Here is a 22,564-nt window from a genome sequence, read left to right as displayed (position 1 = left end):
CCCGGCGTCCAAACGCCGCTCCTGACCACCCCAGCCCACCCTTCCCGTGTTGAGTGACCCGGGATCTCCCCCGAAGGCCGAGGTCCCGCTTGGCCTCTATCTGGGTGGCGTGTGCCGGGGCGCCGTCGACCGGGTGTGACCCATCGGATGCTGGGTCGTGTGCAGGGTGGTGCTGTTGGTCGGCGGGGGTGTGGTTCGTTGTCGGAGGTTGGTTTCGAGGGCGCGGTGGATGGCCTGGGGGTGGAGGCCTTTGAGGCGTGTGGAGAGGTGATCGAGGTCGGCGCCGAGGCGCGCCAGCCGGGTCAGGTGGATGCGGGTGGTGTCGCGGTTGGGGTCGGTGAGGAGGGCGGGGTTGGTGGCGTGTGCCCAGGTGTCGAACCGTTCCTGGTCGCCGTCGGCGTCGTCGGGGGTGTTGGGGCTGGTGAGGGGGGTTTGGTGGGTGAGTTGTTCGTTGATGGCGGTGTAGCGCTGTCGGGCGGTGTCGAGGTCGTCTTGGTGGGGGAAGGGTTGCCCGTGGAGGGCGGTGGCGTGCGCGTGGCGGGTGTGGTGTTCGGCTAGGGATTCTTCGTGGCCGGCGATGAGGGCTGGCAGGGCTCGGCTGATCAGGTTCTCGAGTTTGGTGAGGGTGCCTTTCTGCGGGTTGCCGAGGTCCGCGTGCGGGATCGTGACGGCGGGGGTGTCGCCGGCGGCGGTGAGGGTGAAGGCGATGTTGCCGTTGCCGAGTGCGGTCATCTGGATGTGGTGGCCGCCGAGTTCGGCGATGGGGCCGAGGTCGAGGTGCTGGTCGGGTCGGAGGTTCAGCTGGGCGAACATGGCGTGCAGCTCGTCGGCGGCGTCGCCGCGTTTGGTGTAGCGCTGACCGTTGAGGGTGATCTGGAACGCGTCACCCGCTGTCGGGATCGTGAGTGCGGCGGCGGCGTGGAGTTCGGGGAGCCGGCCGGTGAGGTGCTCGATGGTGTGCTGGCTGCTGCTGATGGTGTGGCGGAGCGCGATCTGGGTGTGCTTGTGCGCTTCGGCGAGGCGGGTGAGGCGGGCCAGGTCGTGTTGGGCTTGGGCGTGTTGGAGGAGGAGGGGGTTGCCGGAGGCGATGGCTTTGAATTCGGCGAAGCTGAGGGTGGCTTCGGAGACGTCTTCGATGTCGCGGGCGCCGCCCAGGGTGCCGCGCATGATCTGGTCGATGAACCGGCCTTTCCGTTCGAGGGTTTGCCACATGTAGGTGTCGAAGGAGCCTTCGGTGATGACCTGGCTGATTTGGACGGTGGTGTTCTGGTTGCCTTGGCGGATGGCGCGGCCTTCGCGTTGGGTGACGTCGGCGGGTCGCCAGGGGGCGTCGAGGTGCATGACGTGGAGGGCGCGGTCTTGGACGTTGGTGCCGGTGCCCATTTTCGCGGTGGAGCCGATCAGCACGGCGATCTTCCCGGCACGGGCGTCGGCGAACAGGCGGGCTTTGGCTTGGTCGGTGGTCGCGTCGTGGATGAACCGCACCGATCCGGGTGGGAGTCCGTTGGCGTGGAGTTGGTCGCGGAGCTCGTGGTAGATGTTCCACTGGTCGCTGGGGGTCGACAGGTCACAGAACACGATCTGCAACCCGCCGAGGATCGGGGATGGCTGGCCGGTGGCCGGGTCCAGATACACCTGGGTTTTGGTGGTGTGCCAGATGCGGGTGAGTTCGGCGGCGGCGATGTCGACTTTGCCGGGTTCGTGGAGGAGGGGGTGCTGGTCGGGGTCGGTGACCAGGCGCATGTCGAGGGCGGCGAGGCGGCCGTCGTTGCCGATTTTGAGCATGTTGTCGTCGCGGGGGTCGACCTGTCGGCCGGCGATCAGGTCGACGCGGTCGGCCAGCTCGTCGATGTAGCCGGTCAACGCCGCGGATTTTGCGACGGTGAGCAGTTGCGGGAGGGGGGTGCCGTCGTGGCGGGGGGTGATGGTGGGGACGGGCAGGTTGAGGTCGGCGGCGGTTTTCACGTCGCCGAAGGAGTGGAACATGGTGAGGAGTTCGGGAACGTTGGTGAAGCGGGCGAATCTGGCGCGGAGTTGGAACTTGTCGCCGGTGATGTTGGTTTCGAAGCCGGTGACCACTTCCCCGAAGGTCGCGGCCCAGGAGTCGAAGTCGTTGATCCCGGCCTGGGTGAGGAGGTGGGGGGCGAGGTAGTGCTGCATGACGTACATCTCGGTGACGGAGTTCGCGATCGGGGTGGCGGTGGCGCCGGTGATCACGCGATGCCCGTAGCGGTGGCGCAGGAACCACAGTTTCGCGTCGAGGTCCTGGGACCGTTGTGAGCCGTCGATGGAGGCGCCGGGGATGTTCGAGGCGACGCGCAGGTTCTTGTAGTCGTGGAGTTCGTCGATGACCAGGTAGTCGATGCCGGTTTCTTCGAAGCTGATCCCGGGGTCGCGGGGCTGGTCGAGTTTGGCTTTGAGTTTCTCTTCGGCGCGCAGGATCTGCTTCTCGATGGCTTTGACGCGGGATTCGGCGCGGCCGCCGGCGTCAGCGAGCCGGATTAGGGCGGCGCGGATGTCGCGGGTCTGTTCGGTGAGGTAGTCGAGTTCGCGGCGCGGGTCCAAGGGGAGGGCTTGGAAGGCGGTGCGGGTGAGGATGACCGCGTCCCAGTCGTTGGCGGCGACGCGGGCGACGAACGCGCGGCGTTTGTCGGCGGTGACTTCATCGGCGCCGGCGGCCAGGACGGTGGCGTGGGGGTAGAGCTGCATCCAGTCGCGGGTGAACTGCGCCAGCAGGTTGTTGGGCACCACGATCGCGGGTTTCCGGATCATCTGGAGGCGTTTCAGTTCGGTGGCGCCGATGATCATCTCCGCGGTCTTCCCGGCCCCGACGACGTGGAACAGGCCCACGGATGGCTCGTTGAGCATCCGCGCGACCGCCGCCCTTTGATGCGGCCGCGGGGTGAATAAGTTCACCAAACCGGGAAACGTCAACTGCTGGCCTTCGGCGCTGTAATCGCGCAGCACGATCGAGTTGAACCGGCGATTGTACTCGGCCTGCAGCCGCGCACCACGCTCGGGGTCCTCCCACACCCACCCGGCGAACCGCTGCGCGAGCAGCCGGGCTTTCTCCTGCGCGGCCTCGGTTTCGGTGGCGTTCAACGTGTCGATCTTGCGTCCGTCACGGTCGGTGTGGGAGTCCTTGACCAGGATCTGCGTCTGGGTCAGCAGACGTTGGATCAGTTCGGGGGCGGTGAGCCGGCGGGTCCCCCAATCGTGGGTCGCTGACATCGACCACTTGTTGCCCTCGACCACCCACTCGGAGCCATGAATATGAGTCACCTTCGCCTGCCGATCCTGCAGGATTTCGCGCATGAACAAGGTGTGATCCTCGGCCGGTATCCACACCGCCCCCAGCGCGGCGGTGATGTCTCCTGGGCCCAGGTCGGGGGGTAGCACGGCTCGCAGCGCGGTCACGTTGTGCTGCCAGCGGGGATCGACGGCGGCCGCCTGGCGGGCGAGGTCGAGTTTGTCGCGGACGTTGCCGGAGAGGTACTCGGCCCGCAACACCACCCCGCTGCTGTCGCCTTCGGGGGTGGGGGTGTCGAACACCAGATCATCAATCCGTTGTCGTGCCTGGGTCTGGTCGCAGCCCAGCAGGGCGGCGATGGTGGGCAGGTCGACGCGGCCGAGGGTGTCCAGGCTGACACTGACCGCATCCGAGGGTGTCTCGGCGGAGGTGACGGGTTCCCGGGGCACGATCTGCCGGGCGGTCAGCAACCCGGCGGGCAGAGCCAGGCCGGTGTCGTCGTCGAAGCGTTCCAGGGCCGCGACCAGCGGACCGTAGGGGTCGAGGCGGGTCACCAGCCGCACCGCCGCCGGTATCAACCGCGCCGGTCTGCGGGTCGGGTCTTTCGGCTGCGTCAACGTGAACCGGTTGATCGGCCCAAACGCTTCGACGTAGCGTTCCCACGACCGCAGCAGCCTTCGCCGGTCCTCCTCCAACCCGGAATCACCATCGGCGGCGGTGGTCTCGGCCGCGATCAGGCCTCGGGCCTGGTCCCGCAGCTCGAGCAGGGCCCGCACCTCGACCCGCTGCCTGACCGGGACCTCCACCGCCACGTTCACGCCCTCGGAGACCACGGTGAACCGGCCATCGGGGTGCGCGCTCAGGTGCCCATCCCGCTCAGCCACCACCCCCTCCCCCACCACCGCAGGCGAGTCGCCGGTGGAGGGCGTGAACGTCCACCCCTTCTCCCGGGCCTGCCGGGTGATCCCGGCCAGGGCGTCTCGGAGGGCGGCGCTGGTGTCGAGGTCGGGGGTGGGGGTGATGTGGAGGCCTGCGACGCCGTGCATCCCGACCCTGCACTCGGGCTGGCCGAGCACCAGCGACGGGTTGGCGGTCAGGCGACGGTTGATGTGGAGGGTTTCCTCGGTGCCGTGGGGTCCGGGGAGGGTGACCGGGTCGGTGAAGATCCAGTCATCCTCCCCCGGAGCCTCCCCTTCGACGCGGCGGCGGAGGATGAGGAGGTCGGTGACGGCTTCGGTGCCGGCGGCCGCGGTGTGGGCGCCGGTGGGGAGCCGGATGACGCCGACCAGGTCGGCGAGGTGGTGCAGGTCGCGGCGATGCGCCGGGTCACGCGAGTCGAGGGTGTAGTGGCTGGTCAGCACCGCCACCAGACCGCCGGGGCGGGTCAGCTGCACCGACTTGGACAGGAAATGGTTGTGCATCACGTAGTGGTGCGGGTTGTGCAGCGGGTCATGGAGCCGGACATCAGCGAACGGCACGTTCCCGACCACGGCGTCGAAGTACCCGCCCGGTAGGCGGGTCTCGGCAAACGACTCGGCACGGATCCGCGCCGCTGGATACAGCAGGGCGGCGATGGCGGCGGTGGTCGGGTCGAGCTCGACGCCCATCATCGACACCGCCTCGGGGGCGGTCCCGATGAACACCCCCGCCCCGCAGCCCGGCTCCAACACCCGCCCCCCGGTGGGGGCGCCGAGTTCGATCAGGGTGTCCCAGATCGCGCGGGCATACTCCACATGCGTGTAGTGCGCGTTGATCGTGGTGCGGCGCGCCGCATCGTAGGCGGCCGGGTCCAGCAACTCCCGCAACATCTGGCGCCGCTGCGCATGATCGGGGCGGGACTCGTCGAAGATCTGCGACAGGCCCTGCGCCCCCCACGACCCCCACCGGGCCAACACCTCCTGCTCCCCTGGCGTCGCAGGGCGGCTCTCGGCCTGCACCCGGCGCAGGACGCGGATCGCGGCCACGTTGGCATCGAACCTGGCCACCGCCCCCGACGGCGCCAAACCGTCCTGCCCCCCAACCCGAAACCCCACCACCGCGCCGGCCACCGGCCCGGCCGCGGACGCGGCAGCGGTCGAGGGAGGGGCTGGTGGGGTGGGGGTTACTGGTCCTCGATCAGGCCCGTCTTGTCGTGGATCGCGTGGTGAGTCTCCATCAGCAGCTGCAGGATCGAAGAGGTCTGCGGGTCGAAGCCCGCGTTCTCGTCGTCCTCCTCTTCCAGGACTTCCGGTTCCGGGGTCAGCATCTCGGCCCGGACGATCTCCTCGGCCTGCATCCGGATCGCGTTGAGCCGACCCACCTTCTCCCAATAGGTTTCGCCCTGCGGGTCGGGGCCCTGCATCTGCTCGGCCAGCCACACCACCCGCGTCTGGGCCTCCTGCCCCAACGTCGAGAAGAAGTGGTTGGGATCCTCCAAAGCCGCGTACCTGGCCGGCGCCAGCATCTGCCACGACTGCTCGGCGAACCGGCCGTACTGATTCATCAACGGACTCCTCATCTGCGCTGAGCCACAACTCCTCAAGCGAGGGCTGGTCATAGCGGGATCGACTTCTAGACGCCATGCCTTCGAAGAACCCCAACTCAGGTCACACACCGCGTGAACCATCATCACGACCCACCCCTCTCCACAGTCCTTGTAGCGTCATCATCTCGGGCCCCTCCGACACCTTCGAACCGGTCGGCCTCTGGCTGGCGAGGTTGCGCAGCACGTTACGCAGCCCTGCTATCACTTTCTCCGGGTCGCGACCCGCCAGCCTCCGAGCCAGGGCGGTGAGGTCGGTGCCGGCGGCCTGCAACCTGGGCAGGTCCGCCTGCACACTCCCCCACCCTTCACCCAGCAGGGCCGGGTTCACCGCTTGAGCCCAGGGACGCCAGTCGACCTCCACCGCAGCCCCCGGCTCGTGGCGTGCCAGGGTCGCGGCCGCGACAGCGGCCGGTACCTTCGCCAGCCGCCGGGCCAAGAGTGTCGTGTCGGCGCCGGCGTGGTGGAGTTCGTCGAGCCGGGCGGCGAGCTGCGGCCACTCCCCCACCCCAGCCAGGCCGGTCAGGTCGGCCCAGCGTTGCCAGCGGTCGGCTGGGGTCTGGTCGAGGCGGCGGCGCATCTGCCTGGTCTGTTCGCGTGCGTGGTCGGCGGCCGCGGCCGGGGTGGTGGTCCAGGCATGGATCCGCGTCACCAGGTGTCGAGTCTGCTCCTCCGGCACCTGGGCCTGGTGTTGCTGCCAGGTGGCTGGGGGGCGGGCGGCGATGATCTCGGCGACCTGCCGGCCAGCCTCGGCGGGGTGGAGGAACGTGAGACGGTCACGGATCATCAGCTCCCCCTGCGCCGTGGTGGCCTCGGCCAGCGCATGGTGGAGGGCGTCGGGGCCGTGCTGTTGGAGTAGCTGTGCTGGGTCTCCGCCGGCTGGGAGGAGCAGGCGGCGTGGGTCGCGGCGGTGCTGGGCGAGGAGCCAGAAGGTGTTCTCGGCTGCGACGTGGCCGGCGTTGTCGGCGTCTGTGGCGATCAGCGGGGTGGGTCCGTCGCGCAGCAGCAGCGTCTGTTCCGGGGTCAGCGCGGTTCCCAGCGGTGCGACGCCGACGAAGGCCCCGTGGCCGGCGAGGGTGACCGCGATCGCGTCCATCGGGCCCTCCACGATCACCGGCGTGGCGGTGCCATGGAGGTGGTGGTGGCCGTAGAGGACGTCTCGTTTCGCGAACAGTGCACTGGCGGGGCTGTTCAAGTATTTCGGCCCGTGGTCGTCGCCGGCGTCGGGGTGCCGGCGGCCGACGAACCCGACGATGACGCCTTCATGTGTGATGGGGAGGATGGCGCGGTCGCGGAATCGGTCGACCACGGTGCCCTGCCTCGTGGTGGCGGCCACCCCCGCCGCGAGCAGTTCCGCGGTGTCGAACCCTTGCTTCCGCAGCGCACTGACCAGGGACGTCCAGCCCGCGGGGGCGTGCCCGACACGGAACCGCGGGTCGCCGGCGAGATCCTGCCCGAACCGCTCCGTGAAGTAGTGCTGGCTCCAGCTGGCGGGCAGCTGGGTCTCGAAGAACCCGGCCGCGGCCTCGGTGACCTGGGCGAGGCGCCGTGGGGTGTGGGGGGTCTCGGCCCAGCGGTCGGCGGCCGCGAACCCCTGCCGCAGCTCGACCTCGGTGAAGTCCGGATCGGTACGCTCCCGCAAACTCGCGGCGGCCGCGAGGTCGGCGGTGCGGGTGGACCAGTCGATGTCCTCGATCCCCTCAGGCGGCAGCTCATCGGGATGCGGCGGCTCCATCTCATCGGGTGGGTTGGCGGTGGCCTGATGTGTGCGCCACAGCATCGCCTGACACGCGTCATCGAACCCGGACACATCCGCCGTCGGGGTGATCAGATTGTCGAGGTGGTGTCCGTGGTCGGTGGCGTGGGTGAGTGCGGCGGCCAGGTGTGGCCACCAGGGGCTGGCCTCCAACTCCGCCGCCGCCTCATACCCAAGCCGATCCACCAGTGATCCTTCCCAGGCAGGGAGGGTGGGGCCGTCGACGGCGGCGAGGTGGCGGGCCAGCCGCCACCACAACGCGGCCGCAGGCTGTTCCGCCGGCAGCGGCCCGTCGGCCACGGCGGCGGCGAGGTGCTCGGTGACCGGCACCCCGGCCTGATGCAGGGCGGCGAGGCGGTGCGCCAAGACGGTGGCGTAGGGGTCGCGGGGCAGATCAGCGCGGACGTCGCGCAGCAGATCGGTCCACACCCCCACCGGATGCGCAGGCCGCAACCGATCCAGGAGACGCTGCTGCCAGCGGTGCGCAGCGGCCCCGAGCTGGGCGGGGCCGGTGGGGCGCCGGTCCGCGCGGTCGACCTGCCACGCCGCCCGCCACACCTCCACCTCCCCCACGCTCGACGTCGTCAGCGTCTGCCCGGGCAGCGCCCACACCGGCCGCGACACCCCGGCCGCAGCGCCGCGCACCTCGACAGCGAAGGCTTCCACCAAGCGCTGACGCGCCGCCAGATACGGTCCCCACTGCGGATGCGCGGCGAGGGTGGCGGGGATGGCGGGGAGCCACGGCAACGGCCCCACACCCGCGGAGTCGGGGAGTCGCCAGGTCAGCACCGCCGCCGGATCCGTCGCCGTGCCCAGCTCACGGGCATCGACCGCCGCCCGCAACACCTCCAGCGGCGTAGCGGCGCTGTCGGCGGCCGCGTGCAGGAGATGGGACCGCAGCGTCGGCCACGCTGGGCAGGACGTCAGATGCTCCACCACCTGGTCGGCCTGCTCATCCAACTCTGTGGCGGCGTCGGCGTGTAGCTGTTCGATGGCCACGGTCACCGCGTCGGTGTAGCGGGCGGCCGCCAGCCCCAGCCGGGTGTGCGGGTCTACTGCCTGTCGGGCTTCGGTGGTCACCGATCGGGAGGATCCGTCCCGGGCCAGGACCTGCTCCAGGACGTCGCCGGCGGTGACCGGCCGCAGCGTCGCGGGATGGATCGGGGCATTCTCTTCTCCCCCGTCGACGACCTGAACATAGGTCTGGTTCGATTCGCGGCCGCGGCTCATCGCCACATACAGCTGCTGCCTGGCCTCCGTCCCGGTCAGGACGGTGTGGGTGGTGTCGACGGTGACTCCCTGAGCGCAGTGCACCGTCACCGCGTACCCCAGCTCCACATGCTCCGAGACATACGCCGGCGGCAGCACGACCCGCAGCCCGGTGCTGCGGTGCACTGCTCGGAGTGCGCCGGCCGGGTCGACACCGGTGACGGTCCACCGGTCACCGTTCTTCACCCAATCCGTCACGCTCACACTGAGCCGCCGGTCATTGAGTCGGGTGACGATCACATCCCCGACCGACGCCACGTTCCCATCCGACAACCCCACCACCACCGCCGGCGGCGTGTCGTCGGGGGTGCCGGTGAGGCGGTGGTCGCGGGCCCACCGGTTGAGTTGGGCGACCTGGTCGCGGGTCCCGGCCAGCATCACGCTGTCGAGCCCTGCTCCACGATCGCGGAGCCAGCCGGCCAGCGCGTCACGCAGCACGGTCTCCTCGGAGCCGGCATGGATGCGTCCCTGGTCGAGGTAGAAGCCCAGCGCCTCGAGCCGGCCCTCCCTCAAGGCGAGGGAGGCTGCTGCTTCGGCGGGGTCCGCGAAGCGCATGATCTCGGTCAGCTGTACCGCGCCGTGGGTCTCGGTGATGTCGCGCAGCACGCCGCCGGCGCCGACCGCGGCGAGCTGCTGATCATCACCGATCAGCCGCACCGACGCCCCCCGCCCCACAGCGAACCCGACCACCACCGCCAGCGTGGGGGTATCGGCCATCCCGGCCTCGTCGACGATCAACAACGTCTCCGCACCGATCAGAGCCTCCACGGCGCGAGGGTTGTGGTGGAGGTCGTGGGCGATCTTCGCCAGCGTCGCCGAGGCCCCGACCTGCTCCCCCAACACCCCCGCCGCGACCGCAGAGGGAGCCAGACCCAGCACGGTGCCGCCGCTTTCCCGCCACGCGCCGGCCAACACCGCCAACGCTGTGGTCTTCCCCGACCCGGCCGCCGCCAACCCCACCTGCACCCGCCGACCACTGGTCGCCATTCGCCGCACCAGCTGGATCTGCCCCGCATTCAACGCCACCCCGCCGGCGGTGGAGGCCAGCAGCGCCACCGTGACGTCGACCTCCTCGACCCGCCGCCCATCCGTCATGCCGGCGGCCGCGGTGATCGTCTCCTCCGCTTCGATGACGGCGGTGGAGGTGAACCGACGGCCACCGACGGTGCTGTAGACACTCTCCCCATCATTGCGCCGCAACATCTGCGGATCACTGACCGGATCGGTCCAGCCGGCCACCGGCAGACACCTGGCGGTCGCGGCCGCCAGCAGCGCGGCGGTCAACTCCTCCGCCTGCCGCGGGTCCGTGGCGCGTTCCCGGGCACGACGCGACGCTTCGGCCTGCAGGTGCCACACCGTCCACGACGCCCGCGACACACCCATCCGGGCCACCATCTCATCGGCCACAGAGTCGACCCATTCCGTCGTGACCGGAGGCCCCGACCGGCGGCCGGCGGCGGTCACGTCGGTGAGCATCCGGGCCACCCCGTCGTCGCCGAGGACGGCACGGGCTTGGGTCGCCCAGGTGGTGCGCTGCTCCTCGAGGCTGCGGGGTTCGTGCTTGGCCTGGCGGGTCTCCAGGGTGGCCTGCTGCGCCAACGCGATCGCCTCGGCCGGTGTCGGCGGCCGGCCATGAGCGTGCTGGAAGTCGACTGCCAACTCCGCCTGACGGGCCTCGATCGCCGCCCGCCGGCTCGACCACGCCTCCCGCAACCGGGCCGGCACCCCGACGATCTCCCGCACCGAACGCTTACCCGGATCCCGCGCAACCTCGACCGCGAACCGGACCCCGAGTCGGTCAGTCAGATGGGCCTCCAGCTGCGTGTTGTACACCTCCGAGATGCTCACCATCCCCGCATGCAGCGGGCGGCCGTCGACCGCCAACCACGCCCCATCCAAGGTCTGGACCTTGTTCGCGACAGCGACATGGGTGTGGAGATTCGGATCCCCCGCCCGCGAATCCCGATGCGTGAACGCGGCCGCGACCAGGCCGGTGACTTCGACCTGCCGCACCCCACCATGCCCACGCCTCGAGAACAGGACCCGCTCCTCCAGATAGCGCAGCGCGTCCGCGACAGCCGCGTTGTGAGCCTCCTCGATCTGCGCCGCCATCTCCTGCGGCGCCACCGCCCACAGGGCCGAGACGGACTTCACCGGCGTGAACGTCACGTCATAGCCCGCGCACGCGATCGTCGGGTTCCTCGTCAACGTCGCCACCTCCGACGACAACTCCACCCCGCTCGGCGCCCTCCCCATCCTCTGCTGGAAGCCAGCAGTGGCGAGCTCGTTGCGGATACCAGCCCGCACATCCACCGGCACCGTCCCACCACTGTCCAGCCCGTTAGCTGCAGCCCACTGACTGCACCGGACCGCGACCTCCTGCTGGAACACCGTGGCCGCCGTCCGCACCTGGAACGGCGACCCCAGGCGGGCCGCCTGGCGGATCTGCGCCTGCGTCGCGTCGGCCGGGAGAGCAGCCAGCCGGGCCTCCATGTCCGGATGGAACCCGGCCCCGAACAAGGCACGCATCTGTACCTCCGACACCGCACTCCCCGGCTCCATCTCCAGGGCCGCCAGGCCGGTACCGACCCACCGACCCGGCACCTCACCCTTCTCCGTGTAGTAGCTCGTCAGCGATGCGTGGCCCTTCTCTGTTGAGTCCTGCGCAGCGACCTGCCGGGTCAGGTAGTCATACCCCGACCCGGCAGTCAGCTTGTGCAAAGAAGCCGTCACACCCTCTACCAACCCGAACCCGACCCGGCCACAGCGTGAACCAACTTCCGCTGAATCTCATGGGACCGAAGCCCGGGAATCACGCGAGGGGCGGCCGCCGAGGAGCAGACTCGTCGCATGAATCCCGAGCTGGGCGCCGACTACCAGTTGCTCGCAGCCGTAGCGCAGGTCGTCCAGGTCTTGGCATGGATCGCCATCTTCGTCGGAGCGTTCCTGCGCGAGAGCGGCACACGCCAGTACCTCAGCAAGGGCGCCGAAGGCTTGGGATGGGTCGCCCTGATCGGCTCTGGAATCGTGGGCTCGCAGATAGCCGCCCAGCAGGCGTTGGGCTGCACTCTGTGGGGGCGAGACTGCATCGAGTCAGACGCTCAAGCCTGGGCCTACCTCTGGGAACACCTGCTCAAAGGCATCGTCTACGACGTGATCGTCGGCGGCGTCGCTGAGCTTGTTGGATGGTTCGCTGCCCGGCTACGCAAGAGGCGGCGAACCTCCGGACCATGACGCGTAGACCCGCGAACGCGAACGTACCCCCAGTCGATCATCTGCCCAGGCCAGCCACGCTTGATGTTGCATCAGATGCAACAACACGGGCCTTCCTTCCGATGGTGCAAGAGGTGTGTGGAACTTGAAGGGTGGGGTAGGCGCTGGTTCCCGGATGCGGCGAGATGCAGCGGGGTTGGCGAATCACGTCTGTCTCGCGGGCTAGTTCTGCGAGCTCGGTGAGGTCTGAGTCGGCAAGGAGACCGTGCTGCTGCCTGTGACATCGCCTGCGTCGACATCGAAGGCCGCTGAACTCTGGTTGGCAGCCAGTCGAGAAGCGCGCAGACGAGGGCCGTATCACGTGTTGAAGAGGGCGAAACCCAAGATCAGCCAAGGTTCAGAGGGGTGATGGTGATGACTTGTCCGCCCGTCTCGATAGCCTTGGGAACGCCAACGACAGCCGACAGGTCGCGAGGGATGACTGTGCAGATCAGGACCCACATCTGGGAGCCGTCGTGGTGTTGACCCTTGAGGAGCCCTTGGTGAAGTCCCGAGAACGTGTGAAGGCCTACGGCGAGGTCTTCACACCCCGCCACATGGTCGACCGGATGCTCGACTTGGTCGCCGAGGAGCTGGAGACTGGCGAGGGGTTCGTTGACAAGACTTTCCTGGAACCGGCTGCTGGCGACGGGAACTTCCTCGTGGCGATCCTGCAGCGCAAGCTGCGCGCCATCGAGCAGCGGATCGAACCCGCACTCTGGCCCCGGGAATCACTGTTCGCCCTCGCTTCGATCTACGGGATCGAGTTGCTGGAGGACAACTACGCAGACGCCAAGATCTCCATGCTCACGGAGTTCCTGGACTTCCACCGCCGTCACGGCACACCGTGCAGCACGCGCACCAACCTGCACCGGGCCGCGGCCTTTCTCATCGACACGAACATCGTCAGTGGTAACACGCTCACCGGACTGGACTCGGACGGCGACGAGATCGAGTTCTCGTGGTGGAGCAGGGTTCCGGCGGTTCCTGGCGGCGTGCTCCGCGAGCCCTTCAGGTTCCGTTCGTTGCGCGAGGAAGCCATGTTCGACTTCGGAGTCCATGCCGCCTATGCGGTGTGCCCCATCGACCGCGTCCACCAGGAGGTGAGGGCCCAGTGACGAGCCCCCAGATCAACACGTTCCGCAGGATCAACCCGATGGTCTACTCGTGGCGGACACCAGACGTCCCCAAGTACAACGGCTGGGAGAAGATCGGCTACACCGGCACGCAGACCGTAGAGGCCCGCATCGCGCAGCAGGCGTCCCAGATGTCGGTAACGAAAGAAACCGTTTGGGCTCGACGTGCCGTCTACACGTCCGAGGCCGGTGGTCAGTTCACCGACCGGGAGTTCCACGCTTACCTCAAGCAGCACGGCGTCGAGCGTGAGTTCAACCCCGACGCCCGCCCCCAGCGGACTGAGTGGCACCACTTCCCTCCTGCGTCGAAGACCTCGCTGGAGTACTTCAACGCCTTCGCTGGCCAGGACTACAGCGACCTCCAGGCGGGCGGCGAAGAACTCTACGTGCTACGACCTGAGCAGCAGGATGCCGTTGACCAGGCCATGGCAGCCTTTGCCAGTGGCTCCGACGAGGTGCTCTGGAACGCCAAGCCCCGGTTCGGCAAGACCTTGACGACGTACCACCTCATGCGCGAGATGAACCTTGGAAAGGTCCTCATCGTTACCAACCGCCCAGCGATCGCCAACTCCTGGTTCGACGACTTCGAGCGTTTCATCGGGCACCAGACCACCTTCAAGTTCGTCTCTGAGTCCACCTCCCTCGCCCAGCGCCCAACCATGACCCGCGAGCAGTGGCGCCGCTCCCTGATCGACAACGACACTCCAGACGCCCGCATCGTGGAGTTCCTCTCGCTCCAGGACCTCAAGGGCTCGGAGTACTTCGGCGGCACGCACAAGAAGCTGAAGCACATCGCCGACTTCGACTGGGACATGCTCGTCATCGACGAGGCGCACGAGGGCGTCGACACCACAAAAACCGACGTCGCGTTCAACCAGATCAAGCGGAATCACACCCTGCACCTGTCGGGGACTCCGTTCAAGGCGCTGGCCTCCGGCCGGTTCGCCGGCCACGAGATCTTCAACTGGACCTATGAAGATGAACAGGCAGCTCGCCAGGACTGGCAAGACGACAGCGTGGAGAACCCATACGCCGTACTCCCGACCCTGAACCTGCTGACTTACCAGCTCTCCCGGATGATCGCCGACCGTCTGGCCGAGGGCGTCGCGATCGAAGAGGACGCAGCCAACGTCGACTACACCTTCGACCTGAGCGAGTTCTTCACCACCAAGGAGAACGGGTTCTTCGAATACGAGGCCGAAGTCAAGAAGTTCCTCGACTGCCTGACAACCAACGAGAAGTACCCGTTCTCCACCCCTGAACTTCGTGACGAGGTGCGGCACTCCTTCTGGCTCCTGAACCGCGTCGCCTCGGCCAAGGCCTTGGAACGCCTCCTCAAGAAGCACGAGGTGTTCAAGGACTACACGGTGGTCCTGGCAGCGGGAGACGGCCGCACCGACGAGACCGACCCGACTGCCATCGGCAAGTCTCTGGACAAGGTCCGGTCTGCCATCGCCGAGGCTGAGGCCACCGGTGGCAAAACCATCACTCTCTCGGTCGGTCAGCTCACCACCGGTGTGACGGTGCCCGAGTGGACCGCCGTCATCATGCTGGCCAACCTCAACTCGCCGTCGCAGTACATGCAGGCAGCGTTCCGAGCGCAGAACCCTCACACCTTCGAGCGCAACGGGCATGTCTTCCGGAAGCAGAACGCCTACATCTTCGACTTCGCCCCCGAACGCACCCTCACGGTCTTCGACGCCTTCGCCAACAACCTGAGGTCGAACCCCTCGGGCGAGTCCACTATCCGGCAGGACAACATCCGCCGGCTGCTGAACTTCTTCCCCGTCCTGGGCGAAGACTCCGAGGGGCGGATGGTCGAACTCGATGCCGGGCAGGTGCTCACCTTCCCGCAGGTGTTCAAGGCCCGCGAGGTCGTACGCCGCGGCTTCCTGTCGAACCTGCTGTTCGACAACGTCGCCGGCATCTTCCGCTACAGCGAACACGTGAAGGTCATCCTCGACAAGCTCCCGACCACCCAGCAGGGCAAGGTGAAGAACGGCGAGTCCATCCAGATTCCGGTGCCGCCGCCTGTGGTCGACGCAGCCGGCAACGTGCAGGTTGACCAGGAGACGGTCATCAACCCCAAGGTCGCTGAGCTGGGACCGCCGGTTTGGAGCGTTGAGGAGATCCCTCCGGTCGAGTCCGAGACCGATGTGTCCAAGACCGCGGCCGACCTGGCGAAGTTCGTGACCGAGAAGGCCGCAGGCAAGCGTCAAGCCCTCAAGGACGCCTACGACCTGACCAACGCGCAGGTCGAACGCGACACCAAGCGCACCGAACAACAGCTCAAGGCTCAGGTCGAGCGCGCGTTTGCCGATTACTCCATCGCTCAGAAGCACCTCGACGACGACCACGCAGCCGCGGCCACCGAGGCCGAAGGCGCCGCGGTTGATGTTCGCCGCGAGGAGGAGGAGGCAGCACTCAAGGAAGAAATCACCGCCATCGTCAGCTCGGTGATGGACACCATCGTCCCCGATGTGGTCAGGCGCGAAGAGACCAAGAAAGAACAGAAGCGTGCCGACAAGACGATGGATGACGCCCGCTCCCACCTGCGTGGGTTCGCCCGCACCATCCCCATGTTCCTCATGGCCTACGGCGACCGCGGCATCCGCCTGTCCAACTTCGACGACTACACCCCCGACGACGTGTTTGAGGAGATCACAGGGATCACCGAGGCCGAGTTCCGCGTCCTGCGCGACGGCCAGGAGATAACCAGCGACGACGGCGAAACAATCCCGATCCCGGGGCTCTTCGACGAGGTCGTGTTCAACCAGTCCGTGCAGGAATTCCTCAACAAGAAGGAAGAACTCGCCGACTACTTCAACGACGACCTTACCGAGGACATCTTCGCCTACATCCCGCGGCAAAAGACCTCACTGGTGTTCACCCCGAAGCCGGTCGTGCAGCGCATGGTCGACATCTTGGAAGAGGAGAACCCCGGTATCTTCACCAACCCCGAGGCGACCTTCGCCGACCTGTTCTCGACCGCCGGCCTGTTCCTCATGGAGCTCGTCCGCCGGCTCGACACAGGCCTCGTCCACCAGATCCCCGACCAGGACGAGCGCCTGAAGCACATCCTCACCTCGCAGATCTTCGAGATGAGCCACAACAAGATCCTGCACAAGATCACCATCGAGGCCGTCTCCGGCGGAATCCCCGAGCGCAAAGCCTGGATCGAGAAGTCCGGGCACTTCCAGGTCGGGAACCTCGCCCGTATGAGCGCAGCAGAACGACAGCAGGTCATCGACACCATGCTGACCGAAGGGAACCAGCCATGAGCAAGAAGTTCGACGTCGTCATCGGCAACCCTCCCTATCAGGAGGAGGCCCAGGGTGCGGGCACCCGCGACACGCCCGTCTACCACCTGTTCATGGACGCGGCCTACGAGGTCGGCACAAAGGCCGTGCTGATCACACCGGCTCGCTTCCTCTTCAACGCGGGCTTCACGCCCAAGGCGTGGAACGAGAAGATGCTTGCCGACCGGCACCTGTCCGTGCCCCACTACGTCGCCAATAGCGATCAGTTGTTCCCCGGCACTGACATCAAGGGCGGTATCGCGGTCACCTACCGCGACGCAGACCGGGACGGCGAGCCCATTGGAACGTTCACGAAGTACCCCGAGCTCAACCAGATCCTCCACAAGGTGGTCGAGTCAGGCAATGACTCATTGGAGAGAGTCGGGATTACTAGTTCGCGCTCCTACCGCTACACGGACAAGCTGTATGTGGACCATCCCGAGGCGCGGGCCCTCCGTCCGGAAGGTAACGCCGCACTTGTGAACACGAACACGTTCGAGCAGTTCTCTTTTCTCTACTACGCAGAAGAGCCCACCGACGGGGACATGTACGTGCGCGTGCTCGGCCTCATCAAGAACAAGCGCGTGTCCCGCTGGATTCGGAGCGACTACATCACAGGGCCTGCGAGCTACCACAAGTTCAAGGTCGTTGCCACGGCTGCTAACGGCTCCGGCACCTTGGGAGAGGTGCTGTCTAGCCCGATCATCGCCGGCCCACAGGTGGCTGTCACTCAGACCTATCTCACCATCGGGGCCTTCGACGACGAGACCGCTGCAGATGCTTGCCTCAAGTACGTGAAGTCTAAGTTCGCCCGCGCGCTCCTCGGGGTTCTAAAGATCACCCAGCACAATCCGGCGAAGGTCTGGAAGTATGTCCCTCTCCAGAACTTCACGCCTTCCTCGGACATCGACTGGTCGAAGCCGATCTCGCAGATCGACCAGCAGCTGTACGCCAAGTATGGGCTCGACTCCGAGGAGATCGCCTTCATCGAATCCAATGTCAAGCCTATGGAGTGACAGTGGAGAGGATACAGAGGTACCCAACGCTCCTAGCCGTCGAACGGTCCCAGAGCAACTCCACAGGTGACGCTGAGCCCAGGGTGCCAGCGCCACGACGGTAATGGCTGATCGCCTGCCTTACATCAGTTCGTCTAGAACCTTCGCGGAGCACGTGCCCGGCCGCGCCGCGCATCGGCTTCCAGCGTCATTCGGTAGGCCGGACGTGGCGAGCACTACGATGCGAGCAGCCTGGCGCGGGGGTCTAGGTGCTGAAGGAACTGGGGGCATGAAGATGCACGCGAAGGAGCAGACGCTCAAGCAGCTACTCGAAGGTGAGAAGCAGTATGTGGTCCCGCTCTACCAGCGCACCTTCGCTTGGCAACGTCATCAGCTCCAGCAGCTGTGGAATGACCTCATGTTGCAGGCGGACGCGTTGGCAGCCGAGCTGGTGTCCCCAGGGCATTTCTTGGGGTCTCTTGTGCTCGCACCCACGAGGCCGGTGGCCGGTGGCCCCTCGCGATGGCTGGTCGTCGACGGCCAACAACGCCTCACCAGCCTCAGCTTGGCGCTGAGCGCCCTGCGGGACCATGTCCGGCCCGAGGATCCCAAGACAGCCGACCGAATCCAGAGGCAGTTCCTGATCAACGAGTACCAGGACGGCCTCGACCGTCTCAAGGTGCTACCCACCCAGGATGACCGCGCCGCGTTCGAGGCCGTCGTGATGGGCGATCCGGGGGACGCGACCGGCAACATCGGGGACGCCTACCGAGTCTTCCGTGAGCTGTTGGTGGCCGCTGACGATCCCGATGACGACGTCGACATGCATCGCGTCGAACAGTCGCTGGTGGGTCGCCTGGACCTGGTGGCGATCACTACAGACGCCGACGACAACGTGCATCGCATCTTTCAGTCCCTCAACAACACGGGGATGCAGCTCACTCAAGGTGATCTGCTGCGCAACCACTACTTCATGCTGCTGCCGACTCGCGCCGATGACGTGTACACCCATGTGTGGCGTCCGATGGAGAAGAAGCTCGGTGTGGGCAACCTGGAGACCCTGGCCTACGTCGACCTTCTGCTCAACGGTTTTGAACGCGCCAGCCGTGGGGACACCTACCGGCTTCAGGCAGAACGCATCCGTGCGTTCGAGGCAGATCAGGATGCCGTCGAGGCAGACATCCTCCGCCTGGCGCGACGAGCTGACGCCCTCGCCCCCGTACTCGATCCCGACCATGTCGCTTCGGCGCGTCTCAGGGGAGGTCTCTCCCGGCTCCGTGACTGGGGAACCGAGGCGACGCAAGTCGTCATGCTCTCGGCCGTGGAGAGGCTACAGGCCGGAACAGCAAGCGAGGACCAGGTCGTGACTGCCGCGACATTGTGCGAGTCGTACCTGGTCCGACGGATGCTCTCGGGCCGCTCCGCTGCAGGGATCAACAGGATTCTGGCTGAGGCGGCCCGCACGATGCTGACCGCCGAGGACATGGTGGGATCCCTTCGCTCCTACCTGTCGGGCCCTCGCCGTGGATGGCCCAACGATGAGCAGCTCCGGTCCGACATTCAGACCCGGAACTTCTACTGGGCCGGTAAGGCCAGTCAACGGATGTTCGTCCTTCGCCGCCTGGAAGAGTCCTTCGACCACAAGGAACCGGTTGACTGGGCAGCCGCCAAACCCCAGATCGAGCATGTCCTCCCCCAGACACTGACTGCCGACTGGGAGTCGGTGTTGCTGGATCCGGAGGACCCCACCCTTCCACCGGCAGACGTCCATCAGCAGTGGGTGCATCGGCTGGGCAACCTCACCCTCACCTCCTACAACCCCGAGCTGTCCAACGCGCCCTACCAGACGAAACGAGTCCTCTACCGCGACAGCCACTTCGACATGACACGTCGCATCGCGGAGGGTAACTCATGGGGGCCAGCCGAGATCAAGACCCGCGCCGACCAACTCACTGATCGCGCCATCGCCATCTGGCCAGGTCCTGTCGGGACACGGGCAGAAGTCACTGATCCGTGGCGCGAGGTGCGTCAGCTGCTGGTAGCCCTTCCGGAGGGCACGTGGACCACCTATGGCGACATCGGTGCCGTCACCGGGCACCACCCCGTTTCCTTGGGCCAGTTCCTGGCCGGTTCGCCAGTCCCGAACGCCTGGCGCGTTCTGACCTCCTCCGGGAAGATCTCGGCGGGGTTCCACTGGAATGACGGGCGAACCGAGCCACCACAGGACGTGATGGGAGCCGAAGGTATCAAGTTCGACAGTCAAGGGGTCGCCGACCCGAGCCGTCGGTTGGGGCCCGCCGACTTGGCAGAGCTCCTCGGCATCGACACCGACGGTGATGTGCCCGCAGCTGCCTCGGCTGAGACACCCACTGAAGTCACGGAGAAGTTTTGGCGCACCATCCGACTGTTGCGCGATCAGGCTGTCGTGGAAGGACTGTCGCGGCTGGTGGCCCACTGGTCAACCCTCGGCGGAACGATCCAGTACGCCATCAACCCCCAACTGGCCCTCTACCCTGTGCTTCGCTCCGCGCACCTGGAGCCATGGCCCTTCGGCGTCTACCCAGGCGGCAGTGGCACCGTCGAGGTCCCATTCCAGTGGATGAAGATCAGGCCACCGTTCGATGACACGAGCGTGCGCGACCAGATGCGAACCATGCTCAACCACCTCCCCGGCATCGAGATCCCGGTCGCCCGCCTAGGACTCAGGCCACGCTTCAGCCTCGACGTCCTCGGCGACCCAGATGCAGTAGAGGGCCTCATGGGGATCATGTCCTGGTTCGTGACGACAGCCACCGACGCGACGAACGCCAGCGTTCAGGACACCCTCACGCCGTGAGATGAGTTGCTGTCCACGGAAGAGGCGAGGAAGTGTGTTCCTCTCGGTCTCTGGTGACCGGGTCCCCCGGATTTGTGACCATCGACCGGACCGACTGGCCAGGCCTGAGCTGGATGCTGAGCGCCTGACGTCCTACGCCTGTGAAGCTTGGCCATGAGCGGGTGGGACACGACCGAGAGCGCTGGGCGGCTCTGCAGTGGCGGGTCGCAGGAGCTCAGACGTCGCGCACCTCGCGGATCAGAGTTGTAGTCCGATGGACCGCTGCGATCTGTTCTCCGCGACACAAGCCCACCCGGTTCGATTCCTGGATCCTGCCGAGGCCATGCGGGACCCCGGCATCAGATGGCGTACCCGATAGCATCCCGGCATGGAAGATCTCCTGACTCTCTTTCTCACGGCTGCTTCTGTGTCAGCAGTCGCCAACTACCTCGTGTCTCGCTTCGCCCGGCGCGGGGTAGAGCCCACGGCGGCCCAGCTGAAGGCGATCGAGGATGAGATCGGTCCCGCACTAGAAGAGGCCCTGGCGAGGGTGCCTGAGCCCGAGGAGATCCTGCGACCCACCAGCGGAGCCGAGGGTGCCATGAAGGCGATTATGCGTGCCTACATGCAAGACCTGGCAGCGGAGGCTTCACGTATCGCAAAACGATTCGGGGCTGAGTCTCCCAGCCCTCGACACGTCTCGCAGGCCGCCTCGCGAATCGGGATCCAGCGCTCTCAGGCCTCGGCGGCGACGGATGCTCTCCTCGGATTCGGGACACTTCTGATCGGGGCTGCTGCGTCATATCAGATCAACTTAGTGACGGGTGGTACACCCGCACCCGGCTGGGGTGTGCCGATGGCCCTGGTATTCGGGACAGGTGTCGGTCTCGCGGTCACAGGCGTGACGTTGAAGGCAAAGAGTCGCTAGGTCTCCACGGCCTCTGGTGAATTGTCGTTGCGCTGTGGTGGTGTTGGGTTCGGGTTCTTCTGTTCGATGGGGCGTGGAAGTAGGGCCCCGCGACGAGGGAGGCGATGATTGATGGCACAGAATCCACGTCTGGAGGCGCGCCGGCTGGTGCAGGAGCAGCTGCTGAGGCGCCGTGAGGAGGCTGCAGCGCGGGAGGCCAGGATCCGGGAGCACGCGTTGGTGGCGACGGCGGCCGCGGTGGAGCGGCAGCAGGTGTTGGAGGACACTGAGCGCCGGATCGGTCAGGCCCTCCACGCCCTGACCCAGGATCTGTCGGTGCAGGAGGCCGCCGCGTTGTGTGGGCTGGAGCTCCGCGAGGCCAACCGGCTCCGACGCTTGCAGCAACACCACCACCACGATCCCGCGCCCTCCCCCGATCCCGCGTCCTTAGCGTCGGGCATCTGAGCGAGGGGTAGGACCGTGTCCTTGACCGCGGAGGATCTGGCTTCGGAAGTGCTGGTTGGCCGGTTCCGGGCGAAGCTGAGGGTGCTGCCGGGAAGTGACTGTCTGTGGTGGGCGGGGGCGATCAGCCGCAATGCCGGCCACGGCCGGTTCTGGCTGGGTCCTCGCCGCGCGGTGGTCGCACACCGGTTCGCGTTCGCGCTGGCGGAGGGCTTCGAAGCGTTGATCGGCGTGGAGGTCGTGGCGCACGGGTGCGACAACCCGCTGTGTCAGCGGGTCGGGCCAGGTCACGTGGTCGCGTCGACGAGGACGCGGAACCAGATCGACTGGATCGCGCGGGGTGCGGTGTCGGCCGGCAACTACATCGGCCCGGAGTCCTCGTTCGACCGGAGCCTGGTGATGCGCAACCTGCTGCTGCTCGATTCGGGGGCCGCGGCGCGGCATCTGGCCTCACTCTCCCACCGCCACGGCGTCCAACTCCCGTTGTGGTAGACGAAAGTTCGTGCCGCGACACGCGCGAAACCGCCGTTAATCTTAAGCGAATCACACTAGTGTGATTCGCATGAGTGCTCCTCGTCGCCCCCGGAAGTCCATGGTGAACCCGATCCAGTTTGGTGTGACCATCGAGACCGTCGCGAATGAGCGCCTGTCGGCGCTGGCGGCGGCTTCAGGCGCATCCAGGTCGCTGTTCGTTCAGCGACTCATTGAGAACGTGCCCCTCGACGCCAACGGCGTGCCCGTGTGGTGGCCGGCCGAGGAGTACCCCCACCGCATGGAGGAGACCCTGCCGATGACCGGGTAAACCCCTGAAATGACAACGAGCCCCGTTGGCGCGGGGCTCGTACAAGTCATCAAATTGTGAGGCTCGAGCTACCAACTCTTGCCGGAGGACTTTCCCTCGA

At 66.8% G+C, this 22,564-nt stretch carries 12 protein-coding genes; 9 read left to right on the top strand and 3 right to left on the bottom strand.

The features are described 5' to 3' along the window. Positions 1-96 precede the first annotated feature (96 nt). The 3 genes from ACX1D3_RS17025 to mobF all read right to left on the bottom strand — a co-directional run bounded on the left by ACX1D3_RS17025 (position 97) and on the right by mobF (position 11,517). The gene (locus tag ACX1D3_RS17025; protein WP_458996637.1) at positions 97-5,235 is read right to left on the bottom strand and encodes a helicase-like domain-containing protein; all 5,139 of its coding nucleotides are present in this window, start codon (positions 5,233-5,235) and stop codon (positions 97-99) included. A gap of 116 nt (positions 5,236-5,351) precedes the next feature. Then, entirely contained in the window at positions 5,352-5,732 is a 381-nt protein-coding gene (locus ACX1D3_RS17020; RefSeq protein WP_458996636.1) for a TnpV protein, read from the bottom strand. Between the two features lie 103 nt (positions 5,733-5,835). Continuing rightward, positions 5,836-11,517, bottom strand: a complete 5,682-nt coding sequence (gene mobF, locus ACX1D3_RS17015) for a MobF family relaxase (protein WP_458996635.1) — start codon at positions 11,515-11,517, stop codon at positions 5,836-5,838. Positions 11,518-11,646: 129 nt separating this feature from the next. Here mobF and ACX1D3_RS17010 point away from each other — a divergent pair, with 129 nt between their 5' ends. The 9 genes from ACX1D3_RS17010 (at position 11,647) to ACX1D3_RS16970 (ending at position 22,464) form a co-directional block, all read left to right on the top strand. Continuing rightward, a complete protein-coding gene (locus tag ACX1D3_RS17010; protein WP_458996634.1) occupies positions 11,647-12,030 on the top strand; it encodes a hypothetical protein in 384 nt (127 codons plus the stop codon). Positions 12,031-12,428: 398 nt separating this feature from the next. Next, positions 12,429-13,166: a DNA methyltransferase family protein gene (locus ACX1D3_RS17005; protein ID WP_458996633.1), complete on the top strand. Its 738-nt coding sequence runs from the start codon at positions 12,429-12,431 to the stop codon at positions 13,164-13,166. Beyond that, entirely contained in the window at positions 13,163-16,465 is a 3,303-nt protein-coding gene (locus ACX1D3_RS17000) for a DEAD/DEAH box helicase (RefSeq protein WP_458996632.1), read from the top strand. The genes ACX1D3_RS17005 and ACX1D3_RS17000 overlap by 4 nt, the downstream gene beginning before the upstream one ends. Next, positions 16,462-17,499, top strand: coding sequence for an Eco57I restriction-modification methylase domain-containing protein (locus ACX1D3_RS16995; protein WP_458996631.1), 1,038 nt, complete (start codon positions 16,462-16,464; stop codon positions 17,497-17,499). The genes ACX1D3_RS17000 and ACX1D3_RS16995 overlap by 4 nt, the downstream gene beginning before the upstream one ends. Before the next feature lie 268 nt (positions 17,500-17,767). Continuing rightward, entirely contained in the window at positions 17,768-20,314 is a 2,547-nt protein-coding gene (locus tag ACX1D3_RS16990; protein ID WP_458996630.1) for a GmrSD restriction endonuclease domain-containing protein, read from the top strand. Positions 20,315-20,681: 367 nt separating this feature from the next. Then, positions 20,682-21,221 (top strand): hypothetical protein, encoded by a 540-nt coding sequence (locus tag ACX1D3_RS16985; protein ID WP_458996629.1) that lies wholly within the window; start codon positions 20,682-20,684, stop codon positions 21,219-21,221. 111 nt (positions 21,222-21,332) lie between these two features. Beyond that, a complete protein-coding gene (locus tag ACX1D3_RS16980) occupies positions 21,333-21,665 on the top strand; it encodes a hypothetical protein (protein ID WP_458996628.1) in 333 nt (110 codons plus the stop codon). A 21-nt stretch (positions 21,666-21,686) separates the two neighbouring features. Beyond that, positions 21,687-22,154 (top strand): hypothetical protein, encoded by a 468-nt coding sequence (locus ACX1D3_RS16975; protein ID WP_458996627.1) that lies wholly within the window; start codon positions 21,687-21,689, stop codon positions 22,152-22,154. A gap of 70 nt (positions 22,155-22,224) precedes the next feature. Further along, positions 22,225-22,464, top strand: a complete 240-nt coding sequence (locus tag ACX1D3_RS16970; protein ID WP_182800774.1) for a hypothetical protein — start codon at positions 22,225-22,227, stop codon at positions 22,462-22,464. Positions 22,465-22,564: the final 100 nt, after the last annotated feature.

It is taken from the genome of Tessaracoccus yangjingae (genome assembly GCF_054483935.1).
This window is presented reverse-complemented; position numbering and strand designations above follow the sequence as displayed.